The following is a 21,557-nucleotide window of genomic DNA, read 5'->3' on the forward strand; positions in this document are numbered from 1 at the left end:
GAAATCGTCTTTGGTCGGAAGCTTGGTGACGTTTGCGCCAGAGGACGCGGCATTGGCGAGGGCGGCATCCACGTCGGCTTCGCTGCTCAGCCCGAGCGCGTTAATCACCTCGCCGTGGGTGGCCGCGTTGACCGGCTCCTTCTCGCTGAACTGCGCAAAGTACTTCGGCACAAGCAGCATCACGTAAATCGTGTCGCTGATGACCACGCATGAAGCGTTTTCATCGGTGAACTGCTCGTTGATCGTAAATCCGAGCGAGGTATAGAACGCCTTCGACGCGTCGAGGTCGCTCACTGGCAGGTTAATGAAGATCTGTGCTGACATAGGGCAACTGTACGCCTGCTTTGTGCCCGAAGGAACACGATTGCTCATATTGTTGTGGAGGCATTGGGCGGCAGCTTCGAATCATTCTTCATCGCTTGCTGCCGCCCGTCAGCTCCCCTAGCTGCGGAGAGCGTGCACCGCTATGACGTTCGTCGTCGATACCCGATTGTCAGGACCAGACCAAGCAGGGCCATCAACACCGCGAGACCAGCTGCCAGGGCGTTCTCGGCGCCGCCAGTGACGGTCAACGCCGAGGCAGCGGCCGCGGCCTTGGCATCATGAGTGGCTTCGACGCCGTCGTTCTGGGTTCCGTCTGACTCCGAGCCTGGGATCTTCGGCGCTGGCGTCACCGAAGCCACAGCCAGCGAGTCATCGCTCAATTGCTTACCCGCGATATCCACAGCTGAAACGAGGACGTCGTTCTGTGCAGAATCTGCATTCGGGTCGAGTTCTTTCCAGGCTCCGGCTGAGAACACGATGGACTTCGACTCGCCGGCACCCAGCTCAGCAATGTCAGTATCGCCTGCTGGGAACTTCGTGTCGACAACGGATACGTCGCGGAGAACGGTATCTCCCGTGTTTGTCACGGTAATCTTCCACCAGAGTTCCGCGCCAAAGTCACCGATTGCGTGTGTGTTCCAACCGGTTCCATCGGGAGCACAGTCTGCGTCCTCGCTCACAAAGCAGGCTTGCTTCGTGACCGAGACTGCCGCGGCAAAGTCACGAACCGTTGCAGTGGCACCGTTTGTATCCGGGACCTCAATGGTGTCACCGTTTCGTGGGTTTGTCGCGGAAACGGTAGCTTCACCGATGATCGTCTCAAGAAGCCCGTCTGTTGTGCAGGTCACCACCGAAACTGCGCCGCTGGCCAGGTCACCAATCGTTGCCGAGCATCCAAGCCCAGTTACATCGGTGACCACAACACCCGTCAGCGGGACCTGTCCCTCGTTGCTCACCACAACACGCCAGGTCACGCTCTCACCCGGTTCAACTTGCGTTGCAGTTTCCCAACCACCGGTGAGGCTCGGGGCGTCTGGGTCACAGCCAGCAGGAAGAGTACAGATCTCGTGCGAAATGGTCAGCAGCACGAGGGGCTCTTGCGAGCGCGTGGTAGCCGATGCCGTGTCGCTGAGGTCGGGATCACCAAACGGTGGCGTTGCAAGCACAGAGGCTTCGTTGGTGATGGTGCCGTCGAGCGGTGCCTCATCACAGACCTTTGAGATGCTCTCGCTTGAGGAGAGCGAATCAACGGTCAGGGCGCACCCCTGCGCTAACTCGTCGGAGACTCGCACGTTGGTCAGTGTGGTTTCGCCAGAGTTGGTAACGGTCACGCGCCACTTGCTTGCGCCGAGGAAGGGTACAAGCGTTGAGGTTGACCAACCGTCAGCGCCAATCGCTGCATCGGGCGAGCATCCGGATGCCGCAGGATCACAAGACTCTTTCTGCAGCGTGATGCCGGATTCCGGTTTCGGCGTGCCGATCGTGACCGATGCCGATGCTTCTTGGCTCAGCACATTACTCAGCGAGTCCGTAACCGATGCCGTCGCGGTGTTGAGCAGATCAGCTCGAAGTTCGTTTGTCTCGCACACAACGCTGGCCTGTTCGCCACGCGCAATGGGCCCGAGCTCATCAGATGCACAGCCGAGAACCATTGGATCGGAGACGACCACACTGGTCAGAACGGTCTGCCCCGAGTTGACAACAGTGAGGCGCCACTGAACGGAACCGTCGTAATCCACCGTAGCCGCGTCAGACCAGCCACCCTTCCCGAGTCCCGCATCGTGCTCGCAGGCTTGGTCGAGAGGACAGACTTCCTTCACGAAGACCACCCCAGGAACCGCGGCCGCAGGAGTCAACGTTGCGCTGACCGTTTCGGAAAGATCAGGATCTCCGAACGGGGGCGTTGCCGTTATCGTCGCGGTATTGGTTACGACTGATGATACGGAGGATGCCTCACAGGTCACCGTCTTGCTTGCGCCAGGAGCCAAGGATGCGACAACAAATGAGCACTCAGGAGAACTCGCGTCTACCGCACGAACGTTGGTGAGCGTCGTGGAGCCGGTGTTGGTAACGCTGACGCGCCACTTCCCTTCACCTTCAAACACAACCTGGCCAGCGGATGACCAACCGTCTGATCCGACGGCACTGCTGTCGGCGCAGTCGTTGACCAACGGGTTGCAGGCCTCCTTGACGACGGTCATCGACGAAGCGGGTTTCTCGCCAACCGTCACCGTTGCCGAATCGGTTTGGGTAACAGGGACTGCGTCTGGGGCACTGCCGCTGGCAACAGCCTCGTTGGTTAGGTCTGCCGTCAGCTGCTCACTCTCACAGGTGATCGAGTGTGAAGCGCCGCGGGCCAAATCAAAGGGGCCAACGGCACAGCCAGGTGCCAGCTCGTCCTGAACAGTAATGCCGGTGACGGGCGTCTCTCCGGTATTCGTCACGGTAACTCGCCAGGTGACTGAACCGAAGTAATCCACTGCGGTGGTTTTAGCCCATCCGCCCTCGTTCGCAGCGGCGTCTTCGTCACACCCATCGGTCGAACACACTTCCTTGACCACCGAAAGCGCAGGTGTTGCCTTGGCCGGAGTCACGGTAGCGGTTGAACTCTGTGTGAGGTTTGGGTCGCCAAACGGTGGAGTCGCGATAACCGACGCGGTATTTGTCAGCGACGATGTCAGCTTCGAGCTTGTGCAGGATGCTGTTTCAGATGCGCCGGCCGCCAGCGAGGCGACGGTCGTCGCACAGTCGCTGTTTGTCGGGTCTTTTACCCGCACATTTGTGAGTATGGTCTCGCCGGTGTTGGTAACGATTACTCGCCAGACGACGCCTCCTTCAAACGGGACATCAACGGTATCCGACCATTCGGGGGCCGAAACGTCGGCGTCAACGTCGCATTCGCCAGCCCCTGGATCACATGCTTGCTTCGTAAAGCTCAGCGATGACACGGGCTTTGGGGCAACCGTCGCGGTTGCGGACGCTGTTGCCGTAACCGTTTTTCCTGAACCGGTGCCAGACACCGTCACCGTGTTCGTGAGGTCCGCACGCATATCCGGTGAAGAACACATCCGCACGTATGTGCCAGAGGCCACAGAGAGGTCGCCGACCTTGAAGCTACAACCCGTGACAGCGGCATCAGCGATCTCAACGTCGGTGAGGTCTGTCGCTCCGGTGTTTTCAACAACCACACGCCATGTTGCCGTTGCCCCGTATGGAAGCTGGGTGCTTTCTACCCAACCGCCGGTGCCGACTGGCGCAAGCATCTCGCAGTCACTGCCCGTTGAACAGACTTCTTTGGTGACGCCAATTGACGCCTCACGAATCATGCCAAATCCGACTCGAGGAGACTCACTCGGCACGAGAGCGTTTGGGTCGCCACCAAGCGATGCATGGGTAGCAACGGTGTTCCACACGGTATCGCTGGATGGGTCAAAGATTGGTGCCGACATGGAAAGCTGGAATTCAGCGGTCGCACCAACCGCGCTCGCCGTAGTCTTCACAAACTTGAGCGCCTTGACTGTGCCAAGTGGCGGCGCAACCGTCACCCAGGACGGATCGCAACCCGCGTTGACTGGCATAACTTCTGGGCGACACGGGTTCGCCGAAGTTGAATAGTAGGTCGTCCAACCTGAGGCACCCGTCACAGATTTCAGTGTTGGCGTGACGGTTGTACCGCGAGGTTCTCCGGCAAGGGAGCCAACCGAACCGGTGTCACCGATCGCTGGAAGCACGTCGTAGACAACGGCGCTGCTCAGCGCCAGGCTGCCCGTGTTTGCCCAGTTGATCTTAAACTGCGCCTCGCCCGTTCCATCTGAGGGGACGGTGCTCGAGCCAGGTGACTGCGACCATGCGCTTTCGCCAGCAGCACGCACGCTCTTTGTCACGGTAAAGCCGGGTGTGGGCCCGGTCACAACGATAGAACCGGTGAGATGACAAACAGAGGTTTCGACACCTTCTGGCCCAAAAAGCCCTGAGGAATCAACAAAACGGTCGTTTGTTGCGGAGATGACTCCGGCAGCCGTTCGGCAGGCGCCAGCGTCCGAGCCGTCAAACCAGGCATACAGGTCATACGGATAGACACCTGGCTGGGCGCCATCAGACGAAATCACAAACGACAGCCCATACTGCGGCGACTGGGGGTCTCTCGGACGCATTGTTTTTGCGTCTCGCCCGGAATCGTTCCAGTTGTTTTCAGTGTTTGTGCTCGGCAGGAATTTCAACCCTGCGTCTTTTGGCAACACCATCATCATTCGTGCGTCCTTCAGAGTTGACTCTTCCGGAGCAAAAAATGGAACTGACGGGGTCTGTGACTGAGCCCCTGGAGGACTCGTCGTGATCGCAAAGGTTGGGGCCGTTGTAATCTGCAGCCCAAACGTAGAACGAATGATCGAGAGCGGAACCGTTGATGACGTTGCCGTGTACGAAACGGGGAGCCCCTGCACCGATGCACCAACGCGGACGCTGTTGTTTACCGTCAGGGTCGCAGGGTTGGTGTCGGCGCTCAGCCGGCCATAAAACCGCACGATTGTGGATGCGGAGTTCGCCTCGTGTTCCCCCGCAACACCGATGCGCGACACAATTTTGCCCGCTGGAATCACAATGTCCTCTCCCAGCTTTGGAGAGAAGGTGTCGGTGCTTCCATCTGCATACGAGACGGTCACCGTTTTGTCGGTTTGGCCGCCAGCAACGGTCACCGAGGAATCTTGGGTGAGCACAATGCGGCTGGTACGGAACGACGGGTTGACACAGAGTGCGGTGCTTTCTGTACCTGCGTTAATCTGCACGGACGGCGCGATGCAGGCAAACGAGTCGAGATACTTCCAGGAAATCGGATTGGAATCGCTCTTGGCCGTAATCTGATAAAACACTTCGGAATTGGTCTGATCGTCCAACGCTGCGTTACCAGACGACCACGGCGAAGTTGGCGTTGGAATCTGAGCCAGGTTGCCGCCAACCTGTTTGGTAAAGAGGGTTCCAGCCGAAATCCCAGCAGCCACCGTTGACGAAACAACTGACGTTTTTACCTGGTCTTCTGACTGTCCAATCGGGCGAAAGGTAAGCTCTGCCGTATTGGTTTGCAGCGAACCAACCGTGGCATCAACTTTGACCTTACCGTTGACGTAGTACATCGGAATCTGTCCGATAGGAACTGGGAATCCGGCCTCTGCCGTGTCCCAGGTAACGGTATGCGCAATTGGATCGTATACGCCAGTGCTCGGCTCGGCGCTGACGAACTCGATTCCTGCTGGCAGGCGGTCAACAAGCTTGCGGTGATTGGCCTGCGAGTACACCACACCGGTTTGACCCGTGTAGCTCAGCCCATCGGTCATCTGCAAGGAATACCGAGCATTTCCGCCGGGGATAAGTGAGGACGAAACGAGTCGCTTCGTGACCTGCGTATTGATGGCCGCGCTCGTTATCAGTGGTAGACCTGGCGCCAAAATTGGGGCGACATTGGAACCGGCCAGCGTCGGCTGGATACTGGCGGAGAGTCCTGACGGGGTGCGCCCTGACGGGGTGGTGATCTTAAACGTCACGCCCACGTTCTCGCCAGCCGCAAGCGGTCGAACAAAATTTACGATCCAGACTCGATTGACCGTGTCTCGAACCACGGTAGAGTTCACAAGTCCGGCCTGAGCCGCAGTTGAAACCGTCCAGTTGGCAACGGCCGATCCTCCAAGTGAGGGGTCGGGATCGTTGGGAAATGGGATGCTGATGCTCAGATCGTTGCACGAGCTTCCGGCTACCGCGCTACAGGAAATGGAGGCAAGGTATTCGTGAGCTACGCCGGTCGGCTGCGTCGCGGGCGACAGCGCGGTGAACGAAAACTGAGCTGATTCGTTTGCGGCTGCTGCCACGGTCGCCGGCACGAGTGTTGCGGCGGAAAGTGCGGCGAGGGCGATCATAGCCGCGGCAATTCGACCCATTTTTGGGCGTCTTGATTTCATGTGTGTGTATATTCCCCAGAGTAAGTAAACAAAACGACGCCCGTTCCCTATGGGTCGTCAAGGCAAACCAGTAGTGCTCTCACTTAGGCTGCGTTTCCCTATACAACAGACTTAAACCGTGAGTGGTACCGATTGCAGCTACCCCATGACAGCTGCCCTCAACTCGATTATAACAGTTAGTTCGCCAGTTGTCTGCCCAAGAATGGTCGAGATACTCCTACGACGCCCGCGACGCGCGGCGAATGATCAGGTACGTGACGAAGCGCCACCCCAGCAAGAACAATCCGGTAAATATACTCGCAACGATGACAAAGCTCAGCTGAACGCCCTGTCCGCTTATAACGCGAAGCAGCATTCCGACGGCGACGGTACTCACCCAGACGACAACGCCAGGTAGAACAACGCCGAGCGGGTTGCGCCAAGCCCGCGCCAACATCCAACCAACCGCGAGGCCAACAACAAAGGGCCAGATAGCGTTCAGCGCGCCAAGGGAGAAGAGACCCTCGTCATGGCTTCGCCGTCCGATCAGTACAAACATCACCACGAACATCAGATCAACACCCGCCGCCAACATGACCGTGCGCCCCTGAACCGGGCGCGCATGCTGGCTGACAGGTGCGGATTCCATTGAGCTGCTCACGGGTACCAGCCTACTCAGTTCGGCAGGGGCGACGTGCTGAGCGATAACAACAAGGCTAGGGTGTTGGCGCTAACGCGTCGTATTCGGCAAATGAGCGCGTGCGTCGAACGGCAGCGGTAACGATCACTACGATCAGCACACCACCGAGGAGCGGCGGGAACCAGAGCAACGCTGTTGCGGCAAGCAGCCCAACATAGAGGTCGCCAACTCGCGGCCCACCGGTGACCACCACGATGAAGAGCCCCTGGAGGCGACCGCGCATCGCGTCAGGAACCGCGGTTTGCAAGATTGTGGTGCGAAACACCGAACTGACGTTGTCTGCGGCACCAGCGCCAGCAAGGAACACGCAGGAAGCAACAACGGCTCCAATGTGCACCGGCAGCCCCTCGCCAACCTCGCCCCACCAGCCGAGATGAAGGGTGAGCAAAACCACGCCAAAACCTGCAATGCAAACGCCGTATACCGTGATGGCGCGCCCAATCGCCCTTCCCTGCCATCGCACGCCACCAAGCGGACCGGAAAGCAACGAGCTCAACAGCGCACCTGCCGCAAGCGCGGCGGTCAGGATACCTACCGTCACGGCACCACCGCCAAGCAGTAACGCCCCGACCGCCGGATACAGCACTCTGGGATTGCCGAAGGTCATCGCGACGATATCGAGGATGAAGGTCATGCGCACGTTGGGCGATTGCTTCAGGAAGTCCCATCCTTCTCGAAGCGAACGAAGTCCAGGCCGCTCCGCTTCCCCCTCCGGCAGGATGGGAGGCAGGGTAAAGATGCCGAGGAACGCGACGCTGAACAGCAGCACGTCGACCGTGTACGTCCAGCTCAGGCCAACGGTTGCCACCAGGACACCGGCAACAGCCGGCCCCACAGTGACCATGACGCCCATGCTGATGCCGTTCAGTGCTGCAGCGGCCGGCAGTAGGTCGGCGGGAAGCAGCCTCGGCATGATCGCCGAACGAGCTGCGCTCATGATGGTTCCGGCAACCGCGTTCACGGTTGTAAGTAGGTAGAGAGGCCAGAGGAGATCCACATTGCCCCAGGCGATGGCGGCGATACCTGCGGTTGAAACCCACGCGACGATGGCGGCGGCAAGCGCGACCTTTCGACGGTCGTGCACGTCGGCGAGCATCCCACCAAAGAGCCCAGCGATAATCATGGGCACAAGCGAAAACAGGGCGACCATCGAGACAGCGAGGGTTGACTGAGTGAGTTCGAAGATATGCAGGGCGACCGCAACAAGCGTCATCTGCGTGCCGATGCCGGCAACCGCATTGCCGATCCACAATCTGGCGAATGCCCCACTGTATTTAAAGGGGGAAAGATCGACAAAGAGTTTCACTGGGCTCGCTCAACAGTTCTTCATGTGGGCGGTGTGCCACACCAGACCCAGCATAGTGGCCGCCTATTCTCGAAGGGTGACAGATGACAGATATGGTCGAGACGTGCTCGCCGGCGACTGGCAGGGCAAAAACATACCTCGCTCGCGGACGGTCGAAGCAACAAAAGATCTTGTGGTTGAGCACACCGTGAGTGAGTGGTGCGGGGCGATCGTTGGCCTCTCCGGCGGCTACGTTGAGCTGGCAGACTGGCGCAACACGGTGCGGTCATTTCCGCTCACCGATGGCTTCCTCATCGACGGCGAACGCGTGACGCTTGTTGCCCCAAAACCGCAGGCCGCCACTGGCCGGGCCCGCACGGCATCCGGTTCGTTTGCGGTTGAAGACCAACGGGCGCGAACGGCGCTTCCCAGCCGCATCTTTGTAGAGGGTCGACACGACGCCGAACTCGTCGAGAAGGTCTGGGGTGCCGACCTCAGGGTCGAGGGCGTCGTTGTTGAATACCTTGAGGGCGTTGATAACCTCGCGGCTGTGCTGGATGTGTTCAAGCCAAACCGGCAGCGCCGCGTTGGCGTTCTGGTCGACCACCTTGTGCCACGAAGCAAAGAGAGCCGCCTCGCCGAGCAAATCATGGCGGGACCGCACGGCCAACACCTGCTCATTGTTGGACATCCCTATGTTGACGTTTGGCAATCGGTCAAACCTGCCCGCCTCGGACTGAAACAGTGGCCTACCGTGCCGCGCACTATGGAGTGGAAGCATGGCATCTGCGAAGCGTTTGGCTGGCCACACGAGGAACAGGCGGACATCGCACGGGCTTGGCAGCGAATCCTCGGCCAGGTTCGCAGCTTTCACGACCTCGAACCGAGCCTGCTTGGCAGGGTTGAGCAGCTGATCGATTTTGTGACAGAGCCCGAGGGCTGAGCCAGCATCAACGCGGTACCATTAGGAATGTTGACAGTCGTCGACTCTCGAAAGGGGCCCAGTTCACGTGTCCATTGATGTAGTTGTTTTTCCGCAGTGGCAAGGGTCAGACTCCGCACGAGCGATGCGCCTCTGCGACGGCGCCTCGATACTGCAGAGCGAGCTCAACGTTCCTGATTACCGCGTCGTCGATGTGCCATCCGAAGCTGGCGATAGCCTCGGCACGGCAGTCAAGCGCATTTCGAGCTTGCAGCACGCGCGGCGCAGCGCACTCGAAGTCCTGCGCGGCACAACAGGACCGGTTGTCACTCTTGGCGGCGACTGCGCCTCAGACCTTGCGAGCATCGACTATGCCCTCGGTCTCTACGGCAGCAAGAACACCGCCGTTATCTGGTGTGACGCCCATGCAGATCTGAATACCCCGGCAACCTCTCCGTCAGGGGCGTTCTCGGGTATGGTGCTTCGCGCCCTCCTCGGCGAGGGCCCTGACGAGCTCCCCGTTGAGCATCCGATCCTGCCCCACAACCTCATTCTCGTCGGCGGGCGCGACTACGACGACGCAGAGGCAGCGCTCATCGACACGCTCGGCATTCGCCTCGTGACCGCAAACGAGCTTGCGGACCCGCTCGCGCTTGGCACGGCGGTTGCGGCAACCGGCGCAACTCACGCCTACGTGCATCTCGATCTTGATGTTATTGATCCTGCCGAGTTTGAGTCGGTGCACTCCCCCGTTCCCTTTGGCCCTTCGGTAGCCGACCTGACCGCGAGCGTGCGTGGTATCAGGGAACACGCCGCATCTGCCGGTGGCTCTATCTGTGAGTTCGCACCAGAATCTGATGATCCGCAGGCCGCGGGAGACGACCTCACAACCGTCCTCCGCCTCATTGGGGCAATCACCGCATGAATCGCATCCTCTTCAATTCGCCGCTCAGCCGACTCGGCTATTGGTACGCGACCCTTGTTGGCCTGGTCTGGGGAAGCATCTGGAGCACCGGCGCAATTCAGCGACGAAACGGTCTCTTTGTGTTCACCGGTATGCCAACATGGACCTTCGGCCGAGGGGGCAGCTGCGTTGGCGCCTGCTACCTGACCGCACAGAATGTGTCCGATGCGGTACTTGAACACGAGGCCGTACACAAAACTCAGTGGCAAACCTACGGCATGCTGTTCCCGTTCTTTTACGCTGCGGCGGGCTTCAACCCGCTCAACAACCGCTTCGAGATTGAAGCTGGCCTTCGCAAAGGCGGGTATATCCGCTAGAGGAAGCGGGCTACAGCTGGAACGAGTGAGCAGAGAGCACTGAGGCGTTGTCAACGCTGTCGCTCAGCACCTCACGGATGCCGTCCATCGTGCGTTCGCTGCCAACTAACCAGGCCTGCACCCCTGGGGTAACGCCCGTTGCGTGGTCTTCAACCAACATCTCGGAAGCCCAGGCTGCGGCGGCGCGGCTAATCTTTTCGCCAGGAAGCGAGAGCGCGCCGGAGGCAGACTCGCGCACAAACCAGCTCACGACCATGCGTGGCGGGGCATCAAGCAACACGATTTGATCGGCGCTCTCGACCTCAACGAAGATGCGACCCTTTGCGCAGAGCGGAAGGGTGGCGATTCCGAGTTCAACTTCGCTGAGCGAGGATTCGTCACCGGCGATGAGATAGTGCGGGAGATCCAGCACTCTCGTGCGGTGTGCTCTGCGAATGGGGGTCGTCATGGTCCTCTCAGTATAGGTCAGGCTCACCTAAGTATCTAGCCCCCAGATAGCCACTCCCGGCTTCCACACAGTTGCGCTGCGCGCTCCTCGCGATGAATTCCTCGTCGGAGGAAGGCGGCTGCAGCATAATAGGCTCATGAGCGCGCGGTATAGACACACCGAACGAGGCCTCGACCGGCTCGTGAATTTCAGTGACGCGGTCGTCGCCATCGCAATCACGCTCCTCGTTCTGCCGCTGGTTGAACTCGCAAAGGAGGCATCCACCACTGACCCGTTGACGATCATCGAGAACAGCGGATATTCGCTCCTCGCCTTTGCCATCAGCTTTGTTGTGATCGGACGATTCTGGCTGGTTCACCACGCATTCTACGAGGGTGTGACAGGGTACAACACTCCCCTGCTCTGGTCGAACATGCTGTGGCTACTCTCGATCGTGTTCCTCCCATTCCCAACCGCGCTGCTTGCCGAGGCTGGTACCAACAGCCCCGTCACCAATGGGCTCTATATCGGAACAATGACGATAACCACTGTTGCGATGCTGCTCCAGCGCGCCTCACTTATGCGACATCCCGAGCTCCTCCCCTCGGGGCCAGACGATCAGCACTCTGCCCTCCAACTGATGCTCACTACCGCAACATTTGCCGTTGCGGGAGTCATCAGTGTTCTGGTTCCTGATATCGGCGTCGCCGCGTTATTCCTCTTGCTGTTCACGGGCGTTTTCCGAAGACTCATCGAAGGAAAACGTCATCATCAGGCTGATCCGCAGAGCCCACCGTCGCAGGTCGATTAGGGTTGCACCATGACCGATGAGTTTTCGTTTCTCCCCGGCGACGCAGCCCGAGTTGGCGCAGGCAGGGTTCCCAACGTCAGCAGGGTCAGCACAGCTGACAATACGGTGAGCGCGCTGCGGTACGGCGACGGACGTCCAGAGGTGACGTGGCTCCACGGCGCGGGGCTCAACGCCCATACGTTCGACCCGACCATCATCGCGACCGCGCTGCCAGCGGTCAGCATCGATCTGCCTGGTCACGGCGACTCAACGTGGCGTGACGACGCAGATTACCGCCCGTCAACGATTGCCCCTTCGATTGCCGCAGCCATCGCTGAGTTCGCGGGGCAGGGCAATCCGCAGATTCTTGTTGGGCATTCGCTTGGCGGGCTGAGCGCGGCTATTGTCGCGGCCGAACATCCAGAGCGAGTCACCTCGCTCGTCATGATTGACATCACCCCTGGCATCACGCCGGCCTCCGGATCGGAAGCTGTTCGCGAGTTCATTGCGGGTCAACCCGATTTTGTGGATGTTGAGGAAATCGTCGATCGGGCCATTCGTTTTGGCATTGGGCACGATCGGGACGTACTGCGCCGAGGGGTCTTCCTCAACACGCGGCAACGGCCTGATGGGCGGGTGATCTTCAAACATCACCTCGCCAAGCTCGCATCGCTTGGTCAGTCCAAAGGGGGAACACCGTTAGAGGCAGCAGATCCTGGGTACAGCCCGATCTGGGAGGCGCTCGAACGGATCTCGGTTCCGGTGACGCTCGTGCGGGCAACCGCAGGATTTGTCAGCGAGGACGACGCAGAGGAGTTCATCCGGCGCGTTCCAACCGCATCGGTTGTCACAATTGAATCCGGCCACAACGTGCAGGAGCATGCTCCCGTCGAACTCGCAGCAGTCATCCGCTCACTGGCCTAACGAACGATCACTACTTGGCCAACAGCACCGCAGCGAGCGCGGTGAGGTCGCCCTCGGTGAGCCCAGCCGCAAGCAAGTAGTCGATGACTGACCCGTAGCGCTCATCCACGTGTTTGAGCGTCTGATCGATTGCCTCGACGGGGCTGCCACCAATGAGCTGGACCATGGCAGGCGTCGGCTGAATACCCATGTGCTTCACCATCTCGAGGTGCGAGTCGAGCCATGGCCCTGCCAGGTTCTTCTCGGTGAGGGCATAGTCGTTGAGGACGTCGTCGCGAACGACCCCAACCGCGATTTGGGTCAGTGCGATAGCGGTTCCCGTTCGGTCCTTGCCAGCGGTGCAGTGCACCAGCACGCGGTCGTCGCCAGAGTGAGCGATGGTTCGGAGGACCCGGGCGTAGTGTGCAGGGTATTGGTCAAGCATTCGAGTATAGAACTCGGTCAACGTCATGTCGGGCCCAGAGATCACTTGGTCGGCACCCTGGAAAATTGGCGTCGGGCGCACCGTCAGTGAGAGCCCTTCCACGTTGCTGGGAGATTGGAGGCGCTCGGCGTCATCCCGAAGATCAATAACCGTAGCGATGTTCATCGTTTCAAGTTGTTCTCTCCCACGATCAGTGAGCCGGTGCAGGCCGTCGGAGCGGTATAGCTTGCCAGAGCGGAGATACGTGCTGCCGGCACGCAGGCCACCTTCGTCTCGCATGTTGTATAGCCCGTCAACATAAACGGTGCGGTCAAGCGTGTCAGTCATACGCCCATTGTGGCAGGGATATCCGTCAACCTCGCTGTTTGCTGCAATTCACCGTTGCAACCGCGTAGCATCGAAGGATGGCTCAGCTTCACGATCTCAGCGCACTCGACCTCCGCGACGAACTCAGAAGCGGAGCGGTGGGGCCGGTAGAAGTCAGTCAGCATTTCCTCGCTCGCATCGCCGAGCACGACGACGGCCTTGGCGCGTTCACCACGGTCACCCCGGAACGCGCCAGTGAACGGGCGCAGCATCTTGAGTCACACCGCCCTGCCGACGACGAATACCCCCTGCTCTGGGGCATGCCGCTCGCAGACAAAGACCTCAACGACCGTGCAGGGGTGCCAACGGGTCATGGCTCGCGCCTCGGCGGAGGCATCCCGGCGCAATCGGAGCAACTCGTGCACGACCTCGACGCGGCAGGGGTCGTGAGCCTTGGCAAAACGGCAAGCCCAGAGTTTGGGCTGTACGGCTATACCGAAAGCGCTGTGGCTCCTCCAACGCGGCACCCGGAGGCCAGCCACCTTGGTGTTGGAGGGTCTAGCGGCGGTGCTGCGGCGGCCGTGGCGGCACGGCTCCTTCCCTTCGCCCCTGGCAGCGACGGCGGCGGCTCTGTCCGCATCCCTGCGGCGGCAACGGGGCTCGTGGGCATCAAACCAACACGAATCCTCATCCCAGCCGACGCGGCAGCCGGCCCCTCGTTCACCGGTGTTGTTTCCGGGCCGATTGCGCATTCGGTGGCCGATGCCGCGTTGCTCTTCGATGGGATGATGGCGGCAGCCGGACCAGACCGCGAACGATTTGGTCGCGCGGCAGCATCCGTTCAAGGCCCCCTTCGTATCGCGGTGGTCACGGCCTCCCCGTGGGACGACAGCCACGGCGTTGCCATCGACCCCGCTGGCCTCGAAGCCCTCGCCGATGCAACGAAGGCTCTCCAACAGGCGGGTCACGTAGTGCTCAATGCCGGCGAATCTAAGATGATTCGCTACCCCCGTCTTGACTACCCCGGCATCTTCACGATGGCGTGGCAGCGTTCCGCCGCGGCAATCCCTGCACACACCGAGCACGAGCTCAACCTGCTCATGCCGGTGACAAGAGAACTCGTACTCAGGGGACGCGCTATCACGCCCGAACAGGCGGCACAGAACGACACAGACCTTGCCACCTACGGAGCCGCCCTCCGCGAGGCGTTCTCCGAGGTTGATATTGTCCTCACTCCCGCCCTCGCGCAGAGCCCTCGACCGATCGGCGCCTACTCTGACGATGCCGACGTGAACTTCGCACAACAGGTCGCCTACTCACCGTTTACCTCGGCGATCAACGTTGCGGGCCTCCCCGCAATTTCATTGCCGGCAGGTCGCTACGAAGTCGATTTCAGCGAGGTTCCCCTACCAATGGGGGTGCAACTCGTTGGCAGATTTGGTGACGACGCAACGCTCGTTTCTGTGGCGGCCCAGCTCGAGCGCGTCTTGGCTCTGCCACTCGGCTAGCCGACAGGCTTCTCCGAGCCGGGAGGAGGTTTCACGGGGTCAAGCGGCTAGCGAAGCGTTGCGGCCGCATTCAGTCCGTACGCGTCGAGGCCAACCGAGGTGACAAGAAACTCCGGCGCATAGCGAGAAGCAACCGCCTGACAATCAACGAGTAGGGTGGCGGACGACCCGTCGACCGTAACCCGAACCGCCTCGGCGAGCGAGGCCTCCTCAGCGGCGTCGAGTATGGTCTCCCGCACTCTGCCGAGTACTTCGCCTGCTGGGATGCCGGCAGACTCAACCGTGATCCTGACGGTGAGCCGTGGTGCCATCCCGTCGGCGGCATCGGCTGCGGCATCCGTCGACGGACGAAGAGCGAGCGTGACCTTGCCAAACAGTGCGGCGGCAAGCGCCAGCTTTGCGCCTCCGCCAGGAACCTTTGAAAGTACAAGATCGACGCGGTACACGCCGTCTGACTCTCGCGGATGTTGCACGAAGTCCGGCAGCCGTCCTGAGCCAACAAGGGCGAGAATCTCGGCGTGCGAAAGCATGATCTGCATGTGAGTAAGCCTAGCGGGCGACGTGGTTATTCGAGGGTAGGAACCGAGCTCAGGAGTCGCTGAGTATACGGATGCTGTGGGGTACTCAGGATGCTCTTCACCGGCCCCGATTCAACGATCGCGCCGTCGGTCATCACGTGCACCGTGTCGCTCATCCCCTGCACCATGCCAATGTCGTGAGACACGATGACAAGCGTGAGGCTGAGCTCCGCGCGTAGGTCACGAAGAAGATCAAGGATCTGAGCACGAACAGTGACGTCAAGAGCGCTCACCGGCTCATCGCCGATCAGTAGTCGAGGTTTGTGGGCAATCGCCCGTGCCAGCGCAATGCGCTGGCGCTGCCCACCAGAGAACTCGTTGGGATAGCGCTCGGCACTGTCAGCCGTGAGTCCAACCTGGTCAAGCACCTCCAGCACCCGCTCACGATGATTGCCAGGGGTGTCCTGGGCGGCAAGCGGCTCAGCGATGATCTGTGCCGCCGTCATCCTCGGGTCGAGTGAGGCATACGGGTCTTGGAAGACGATGCCGCTTTGTCTGCGCAGCCACATCATTTGATCTCTGCGGTTATTGACAACCGGTCGCCCGTCAAAGAGCACGGAACCTGATGTTGGGGTTCCAAGCCCAAGCAGGATACGAACGAGCGTGCTCTTGCCCGATCCAGACTCCCCGATGATCGCAACGGAGTCACCTTCGCCAACCTCAAGCGAAACCCCCCTGAGCGCATGGCGAATTGGGACCGGCCCTGTCAGGCGGGTCCGCGGCAGCTTGTAGTCCCTGACCAGATCGGTCGCCACGATCAGTGGATGACGGTCGCTCATGGCTACTCCCCTACTGCCGGTCGTCGCCAAGACGTGGCCAGTGCCGCTGCAACAAGTGCCCGCGTGCTTGGATGCTGCGGGTTACTCAGCACCGCATCGACGGTGCCGCTCTCAACAACGGCGCCGTCGTCGAGCACAATCATGCGGTCGGCGATCTGTTTGAGTACCGCGAGGTCGTGCGTAATGAAGACAAGACTCGACCCTGTCTCGTCGCTGAGCTCACGAAACAGTTCAAGTACCCCCTTCTGCACCGTCACATCGAGGGCAGTTGTTGGTTCATCGGCAATGAGCAGCTCTGGTCCGGCCGCGATTGCGGCGGCGATGGCTGCTCGCTGGCGCTGCCCCCCAGAGACTTCGTGTGGATACGAGCGCACGATGGATTCTGGATCAGGCAAACCCACCCGCCTGGCAAGCTCAACTGCTGCGTCCTTCGCTTGCGTACGAGACAGCGTGTAGTGGATGCGCAACGACTCGGTCATCTGCTTGCCGAGTCGGATAAGGGGGCTCAGCGCCGTTTGCGGTTCCTGGAAAACAATGCCGATCTGGTCCCCGCGAATCGCCGCAAGCTCTCGATCGGAACAACCAACAAGTTCGCGCCCGTTGAACAGGATGCTTCCGCCCACCTCGGCCTCGGCAGGAAGTAGCCCAAGAATTGCAAGCGCGGTCAGTGATTTTCCGGAACCGGATTCACCAATAATGCCAACGCGTTCGCCATCGGAAACCTCGAAGCTCACACCGGAAACTACCTGGCGCCCGCCGATGCTGACACACAGTTCGTGAACGATAAGACTCATCGTGGCCCTCCCATCGTGCGCAGCTGGCGCATGGTGCGGTCAATCCCCGAGTATCGTGTCAGTCTCGGGTCCGTCGCTTCGCGAAGCGCATCGCCAAGCAGGTGGAAGGCAAGCACGGCGATGGTAATGGCGAGTCCAGGCCAGATGACGGCCAGCGGATGGACGGTAACGTAGGACTGCGTTTCGGCGAGCATCCGCCCCCAGGAGGGGGTTGTTGCTGGCGCCCCAAACCCGAGGTAGCTGAGCCCTGCCTCTGCGAGCAGCGCGAGCGCTGCGGTGAGCGAGAGCTGCACAATGAAAACCGGAGCAACACCTGGCAGGATGTGGCGCAGGAGAATGCCGCCTCTTCCGACTCCACTCGCCCTGGCCGCAAGCACAAAATCGGCCCCTGCGACCTGACGAAGTTCTGGACGGAGGACCCGAGCAATATTGACCCCGTTGCTGATTCCGACGGCAACGATCACAACGGCGAGCGACCCGCCGAGGCTCGCGGCGAGCATCATAGCGATCAACAGCGTTGGAAAGGCGATGAGCACGTCAATCAGGATAATCACGGGCTCGCGCACCCAGCGGAGCCCGAATGCGCCCACAACGGCAAGGAACGTTCCGAACGCTGCGGCTAACGCGGTAGCGGCGACGGAAACAAGCACCGTCACCCGTGCCCCAACCATGATGCGCGAGAATATGTCACGCCCGACACCGTCGGTTCCGAGCACATGAGCCCAGCTCGGCGAAAGCCAGCGGGCATAGGCGTCGGCCGCGGCCGGGTCGTATGGGGTCCAGAAAAACGATACAAGGGCGGTGAGGGCTATGACAGCGATGACGGCGAGCGAGGCCGCGCCACGTGCATCGCTCACGAGTCGCCGAAACCAGCCCGGCCGCGGAGTGCTGCCTTGCGCACGCGTGGTGGTGAGGGTCATGATCGCCCCGCTTCCGCTTCAGCCTGCAACTGGCGTGGGTCAATAATACGATGGGCGATATCGATCAGGGTACCAACCACAAGGATGATGGCGGTGATCACCAAGATTTCGCTCTGCACCTTTGAGAGGTCCCTGTTTCCGACGTCGACAACGAGCATCCGGCCGATTCCGGGAAGGTTGAACAGTTGCTCAACGACGACGGCACCAACAACGAGGGCGGCAACCTGCAGCCCAAGAATGGACACGAGCGAAAGCCCAACAACGGGAAGTCCGTGCGTGATGAGGGCCTTTGTCTTGGTAAGGCCACGAGCTGCTGCCGTGCGAACGTGATCAGCTCCGAGTGCGGAGAGGGTCGCGCTGCGAACAAAGCGAAGCAACACGGCTCCCTCGATCAGCCCAATAGTGAGGGCTGGAAGCAGGAGCGACCTGAAGGCGCGAGCAGGGTCTGACCAACCGTCAATTGGGAATCCTTGTGACGGCAAGACCCCGAGCCAGCCAGAAAAAATCGCAATGAGCATGAGTCCGCCCCACACAACGGGAACGGCAGCGGCGGTAATGGACACAACGGTGATGAGCCTGCCGAGGACCCGACGGTTCCAGATCGCAGCGAGAATGCCGAGCGGAAAGGCGATAAGCCCGCCAATCAACAGGGACAAACCAGCAAGCGGAAGCGTCACTTGCATCTTCTGCGTGATCTCGGCCGCCACTGGCGTGCCGGTAACAACCGAGTTTCCAAGGTCAAGTCGAAACAGGCCAGCAACCCAATCCCAGTACTGCACAAGCAGCGGGCGATTCAGCCCGAGCGACTCGCGAATAGCTTCGACCCTGGCAGGTGAGGCCTGTGACCCCGCGATCACGGCTGCGACGTCGCCTGGCAAGATACGCAGCGTCACGAAGATCACCGCGCTCGCCACTACCAGTCCAAGCAGCAGATTCAGCAGCCGGACGACTAAAAAACGGGTCACTTAGGATACTGTAGCCGCAACCAGGTTCAAGCGAGCGTTCGTGTTGCTCGTTGGGAACCCAGAGACCTTCGTACTGATCGCCGTTGGCGGGGTGTAGTTGTAGAGCCACTTGGCTGGCGCATCCGCCGCAACAAGCGCGGACGCCTCGGCAAGCTTGCTGTCGACCTGGTCGTCGCTCGTTGCGCTGAGCGAGTCTTCGTACAGTGCGTCAACCGCTGGATTGTTGTAGTTGAAGTAGTAGTCGGGGTTGGCGTAGTTGCCAAAATCGCGAGCTTCCGCGTGGTTGACGTAGCTCAGGTCGTAATCTTTGTTGGTGTACACCTGCTCAAGCCAGGTGCTGAACTCGACCGACTGCACATTCAGCGTGATGCCAACATCGGCAAGCTGTGAGACAAGCAAGTTGATGGGCGTCATCTCGTAGTGGTTCGGCACGGTGAGCGTGAGCGTGAGGTTGCTCTGCCCCGCCTCGGCAAGCAGCTGCTTTGCGTGCTCAGGGTCGTACGCGTTGACCTTCGTGAGATCGGTGTAGCCGGGGTCAAGAGAGGGGATGGGGCTGCCGAGCGGCTTGCCTGCCCCTTCAATGGACTCGATGAGCGCATCAGTGTCGATCGCCTGGCTGATTGCCTGGCGCACGGCAAGGTTGTCGAGCGGAGCCCTGCCGCTGTTGTAGGCGAGGGTAAAGACCTCGGAGCTGTCGGCGTTGACGACGTCGAAGTCGTCTCGCGTGTCGTACTGGCTGACCAGGTTGGGGAAGACCGCGGTCTGCACGTCAACGTCGCCGTTAAGCGCTGCATTGAGGGCAGCGTTGCCGTCGGTGATATAGCGGAACACAATCGAATCGAGCTTGGCAGGGGTACCCCAGTACTCGTTGTAACGCTTGAGCGTGAGGCTGTCGCCCTGCTTCCAGTTGTCGACTACAAACGGGCCAGTTCCGTTGGCAGATGTCGCAAGATCAACGTCGCTCGCCTCTTCGAGGATGAGCCCGGCGCGTCCGGCAAGGGACCAGAGCAGCTGCGAATTCGGCTGGCCAAGCGTAATTTCTACCGTTGAATCATCAACGGCCGTGATCGCGGTGACATCGCTGAGCTCAGCATTGCCACGGAAATCTTCGTTTTCTGTGACCTGAGTCAACGACCACACAACATCGTTCACGCTCAGCGCGTTGCCGCTGTGGAAGACGACGTCGTCGTTGAGGGTAAAGGTGTAGGTGAGTCCGTCGTCGGACTGCGTGTAGTCGCTCGCGATAACGGGGACAATGTCACCGGTTGCGTCGAGCCCAACGAGGCCTTGGTAAACGTTATCGATCAGCACCTGATCAAGCGCAACGCCTGCTGTCTTACGAACGTCGAGATTGGTTGGCTCAAGACTCAGGCCAACCCGCAGCGATCCGCCGTCTGTTGGTGTCCCAGAAGCAGATGATCCTGGCTTCTCTTCGCCGGCACGTGTCGACTGCCCAACAAGGAACGCAACGCCAAAGACAACGGCGGCAGCAATGATCGCGAGGATGCCGTAGAGCACCTTCCGGTTTGAACGCGACTTCTTCTCGTAGGCTGGCTTACCCGGGCCCGCAGGGCGATTGTCTTGAGACATGCTTCGGTTTCTCCTGAATGGTCAGACGGGTGTGAGCATCAAGTGAGGCACGACCGTTGTCGGCCTCGACTCGCGTTCATACACGATATCGAGTAGCGCCGACGCTGGCAGACATACTCCTCAACAGAGGGTAAAGCACCCGGTCGGCGCGCGCGAGCATCATTGCCCAAAGTGACGGTTCCGATACCAAATTGATGCAATTGGCGTCACGGCTCAGCTCTACGCCGACGGTTTGGTCAGGGCGGCCTGGTACAGGTCACGCTTGCTGTGGCCCGTCTGCTCCGCGACCTCACCGGCAGCATCCTTGAGCCTCGCTCCGGAAGCAACCAACGACCGGACCTGAGCAAGCGCCTCGTCTGCACTCACCGCTCTGGTATTGGCGCCCTCGACGACCACACAGATCTCTCCGCGGACACCATCGGCCGCCCATTCAGCCACCTCAGCGGCGCTCCCCCGCCGGACTTCTTCAAACATCTTCGTGAGCTCACGACAGACGGCAACTCGACGCTCAGCACCAAAAACGGTGACTACATCGGCAAGAGACGCGGCGAGCCTCGCGGGAGACTCAAAGAACACCATGGTGCGGCGCTCACCAGACAGCTCGCCGAGCATCCGCAGCCGCTCGCCCTGCTTCCTTGGCAAGAAGCCCTCAAAACAGAACCGGTCGGTCGGCAGGCCAGAAACGGCAAGCGCGGTGATAACCGCAGACGGCCCCGGGATGGCTGTCACTCGCACCCCCTGCTCTGCGGCGAGGGAGACGAGGTGGTAACCGGGATCTGAGACCGTTGGCATCCCTGCGTCGCTCAGGACCACGATGTCGGACTCCGCGGCCTCCGCAACAAGCTCGATGGAACGTTCTCGTTCGTTATGGTCGTGCAGGCTAATGAGCTTCGGCCGATTCTCGATCCCAAGCGCCCTCAGGAGGTGCGCGGTTGTCCTCGTGTCTTCCGCGGCAACCACGGCCGCAGACTCAAGCGTCTCGATGAGTCGACGTGAAGCATCGCCAAGATTTCCGATAGGCGTCGCCGCAAGAATGATCACCACCTCAGCGTACCCGCATCCGGGGGCAAACCAGCCCGCGAGAACCCAACGAGAATGCCAAGAAAAGACCGG

General features: G+C 60.4%; 19 protein-coding genes. 6 read left to right on the forward strand and 13 right to left on the reverse strand.

Features of this window, described 5'->3' with window-relative positions; all coding sequences use genetic code 11:
* From FHX76_RS14025 to FHX76_RS14040, 4 genes are all read right to left on the reverse strand, one after another.
* Positions 1-324: VOC family protein (locus tag FHX76_RS14025; RefSeq protein ID WP_167151765.1), on the reverse strand; the 324-nt coding region annotated here is incomplete at its 3' end.
* Positions 325-464: 140 nt separating this feature from the next.
* Positions 465-6,272: a DUF7617 domain-containing protein gene (locus tag FHX76_RS14030; protein WP_167151767.1), complete on the reverse strand. Its 5,808-nt coding sequence runs from the start codon at positions 6,270-6,272 to the stop codon at positions 465-467.
* 217 nt (positions 6,273-6,489) lie between these two features.
* Positions 6,490-6,912 carry a DUF3054 domain-containing protein gene (locus FHX76_RS14035; RefSeq protein WP_341777962.1) on the reverse strand — a complete coding sequence of 141 codons (423 nt, stop codon included), beginning with the start codon at positions 6,910-6,912 and terminating at the stop codon, positions 6,490-6,492.
* Positions 6,913-6,967: 55 nt separating this feature from the next.
* Complete coding sequence (locus tag FHX76_RS14040) at positions 6,968-8,257, reverse strand: MFS transporter (RefSeq protein ID WP_167151769.1); 1,290 nt, start codon at positions 8,255-8,257, stop codon at positions 6,968-6,970.
* Positions 8,258-8,333: 76 nt separating this feature from the next.
* Between FHX76_RS14040 and FHX76_RS14045 the strand changes: the two genes are divergently transcribed.
* From FHX76_RS14045 to FHX76_RS14055, 3 genes are all read left to right on the forward strand, one after another.
* The gene (locus FHX76_RS14045; protein ID WP_386761964.1) at positions 8,334-9,179 is read left to right on the forward strand and encodes a DUF3097 domain-containing protein; all 846 of its coding nucleotides are present in this window, start codon (positions 8,334-8,336) and stop codon (positions 9,177-9,179) included.
* A gap of 67 nt (positions 9,180-9,246) precedes the next feature.
* Positions 9,247-10,083: an arginase family protein gene (locus FHX76_RS14050; protein WP_341777963.1), complete on the forward strand. Its 837-nt coding sequence runs from the start codon at positions 9,247-9,249 to the stop codon at positions 10,081-10,083.
* The gene (locus tag FHX76_RS14055) at positions 10,080-10,439 is read left to right on the forward strand and encodes a Fe-S oxidoreductase (RefSeq protein WP_167151773.1); all 360 of its coding nucleotides are present in this window, start codon (positions 10,080-10,082) and stop codon (positions 10,437-10,439) included. The genes FHX76_RS14050 and FHX76_RS14055 overlap by 4 nt, the downstream gene beginning before the upstream one ends.
* A gap of 10 nt (positions 10,440-10,449) precedes the next feature.
* On the opposite strand, the gene FHX76_RS14060 is transcribed toward FHX76_RS14055, so the two are convergent.
* Complete coding sequence (locus FHX76_RS14060) at positions 10,450-10,887, reverse strand: SIP domain-containing protein (protein WP_167151775.1); 438 nt, start codon at positions 10,885-10,887, stop codon at positions 10,450-10,452.
* Between the two features lie 136 nt (positions 10,888-11,023).
* Here FHX76_RS14060 and FHX76_RS14065 point away from each other — a divergent pair, with 136 nt between their 5' ends.
* Both FHX76_RS14065 and FHX76_RS14070 read left to right on the forward strand, forming a co-directional pair.
* On the forward strand, positions 11,024-11,677 hold the full coding sequence (locus FHX76_RS14065) for a TMEM175 family protein (protein WP_167151777.1): 654 nt from the start codon (positions 11,024-11,026) through the stop codon (positions 11,675-11,677).
* Positions 11,678-11,686: 9 nt separating this feature from the next.
* Positions 11,687-12,580, forward strand: coding sequence for an alpha/beta fold hydrolase (locus FHX76_RS14070; protein ID WP_167151779.1), 894 nt, complete (start codon positions 11,687-11,689; stop codon positions 12,578-12,580).
* Positions 12,581-12,590: 10 nt separating this feature from the next.
* Here FHX76_RS14070 and FHX76_RS14075 read toward each other — a convergent pair whose 3' ends face one another.
* Complete coding sequence (locus tag FHX76_RS14075) at positions 12,591-13,331, reverse strand: tyrosine-protein phosphatase (RefSeq protein ID WP_167151781.1); 741 nt, start codon at positions 13,329-13,331, stop codon at positions 12,591-12,593.
* A gap of 77 nt (positions 13,332-13,408) precedes the next feature.
* Here FHX76_RS14075 and FHX76_RS14080 point away from each other — a divergent pair, with 77 nt between their 5' ends.
* Positions 13,409-14,818 (forward strand): amidase, encoded by a 1,410-nt coding sequence (locus tag FHX76_RS14080; protein WP_167151783.1) that lies wholly within the window; start codon positions 13,409-13,411, stop codon positions 14,816-14,818.
* A 47-nt stretch (positions 14,819-14,865) separates the two neighbouring features.
* On the opposite strand, the gene FHX76_RS14085 is transcribed toward FHX76_RS14080, so the two are convergent.
* The 7 genes from FHX76_RS14085 to rsmI all read right to left on the reverse strand — a co-directional run bounded on the left by FHX76_RS14085 (position 14,866) and on the right by rsmI (position 21,485).
* Complete coding sequence (locus tag FHX76_RS14085; RefSeq protein WP_167151785.1) at positions 14,866-15,357, reverse strand: hypothetical protein; 492 nt, start codon at positions 15,355-15,357, stop codon at positions 14,866-14,868.
* 26 nt (positions 15,358-15,383) lie between these two features.
* A complete protein-coding gene (locus tag FHX76_RS14090) occupies positions 15,384-16,175 on the reverse strand; it encodes an ATP-binding cassette domain-containing protein (protein WP_167151787.1) in 792 nt (263 codons plus the stop codon).
* A gap of 2 nt (positions 16,176-16,177) precedes the next feature.
* A complete protein-coding gene (locus FHX76_RS14095; RefSeq protein WP_167151789.1) occupies positions 16,178-16,969 on the reverse strand; it encodes an ABC transporter ATP-binding protein in 792 nt (263 codons plus the stop codon).
* Complete coding sequence (locus FHX76_RS14100) at positions 16,966-17,889, reverse strand: ABC transporter permease (protein WP_167151790.1); 924 nt, start codon at positions 17,887-17,889, stop codon at positions 16,966-16,968. Before FHX76_RS14100 ends, FHX76_RS14095 begins: the two co-directional genes overlap by 4 nt.
* A complete protein-coding gene (locus FHX76_RS14105; RefSeq protein ID WP_167151792.1) occupies positions 17,886-18,854 on the reverse strand; it encodes an ABC transporter permease subunit in 969 nt (322 codons plus the stop codon). Before FHX76_RS14105 ends, FHX76_RS14100 begins: the two co-directional genes overlap by 4 nt.
* Positions 18,855-20,444, reverse strand: a complete 1,590-nt coding sequence (locus tag FHX76_RS14110) for an ABC transporter substrate-binding protein (RefSeq protein WP_167151794.1) — start codon at positions 20,442-20,444, stop codon at positions 18,855-18,857.
* Between the two features lie 219 nt (positions 20,445-20,663).
* Positions 20,664-21,485, reverse strand: coding sequence for a 16S rRNA (cytidine(1402)-2'-O)-methyltransferase (gene rsmI, locus FHX76_RS14115; RefSeq protein WP_167151796.1), 822 nt, complete (start codon positions 21,483-21,485; stop codon positions 20,664-20,666).
* Between the last annotated feature and the right edge of the window lie 72 nt (positions 21,486-21,557).

Source organism: Lysinibacter cavernae (genome assembly GCF_011758565.1).
Classification (GTDB): domain Bacteria; phylum Actinomycetota; class Actinomycetes; order Actinomycetales; family Microbacteriaceae; genus Lysinibacter; species Lysinibacter cavernae.

Bases quoted from the DNA above. Each gene is read 5' to 3' on its own strand.
- FHX76_RS14030 (WP_167151767.1), bottom strand. From the start codon at position 6,272: ATGAAATCAAGACGCCCAAAAATGGGTCGAATTGCCGCGGCTATGATC.
- FHX76_RS14055 (WP_167151773.1), top strand. From the start codon at position 10,080: ATGAATCGCATCCTCTTCAATTCGCCGCTCAGCCGACTCGGCTATTGG.
- FHX76_RS14060 (WP_167151775.1), bottom strand. From the start codon at position 10,887: ATGACGACCCCCATTCGCAGAGCACACCGCACGAGAGTGCTGGATCTC.
- FHX76_RS14065 (WP_167151777.1), top strand. From the start codon at position 11,024: ATGAGCGCGCGGTATAGACACACCGAACGAGGCCTCGACCGGCTCGTG.
- FHX76_RS14070 (WP_167151779.1), top strand. From the start codon at position 11,687: ATGACCGATGAGTTTTCGTTTCTCCCCGGCGACGCAGCCCGAGTTGGC.
- FHX76_RS14075 (WP_167151781.1), bottom strand. From the start codon at position 13,331: ATGACTGACACGCTTGACCGCACCGTTTATGTTGACGGGCTATACAAC.
- FHX76_RS14080 (WP_167151783.1), top strand. From the start codon at position 13,409: ATGGCTCAGCTTCACGATCTCAGCGCACTCGACCTCCGCGACGAACTC.
- FHX76_RS14085 (WP_167151785.1), bottom strand. From the start codon at position 15,357: ATGCAGATCATGCTTTCGCACGCCGAGATTCTCGCCCTTGTTGGCTCA.
- FHX76_RS14090 (WP_167151787.1), bottom strand. From the start codon at position 16,175: ATGAGCGACCGTCATCCACTGATCGTGGCGACCGATCTGGTCAGGGAC.
- FHX76_RS14095 (WP_167151789.1), bottom strand. From the start codon at position 16,969: ATGAGTCTTATCGTTCACGAACTGTGTGTCAGCATCGGCGGGCGCCAG.
- FHX76_RS14100 (WP_167151790.1), bottom strand. From the start codon at position 17,889: ATGACCCTCACCACCACGCGTGCGCAAGGCAGCACTCCGCGGCCGGGC.
- FHX76_RS14110 (WP_167151794.1), bottom strand. From the start codon at position 20,444: ATGTCTCAAGACAATCGCCCTGCGGGCCCGGGTAAGCCAGCCTACGAG.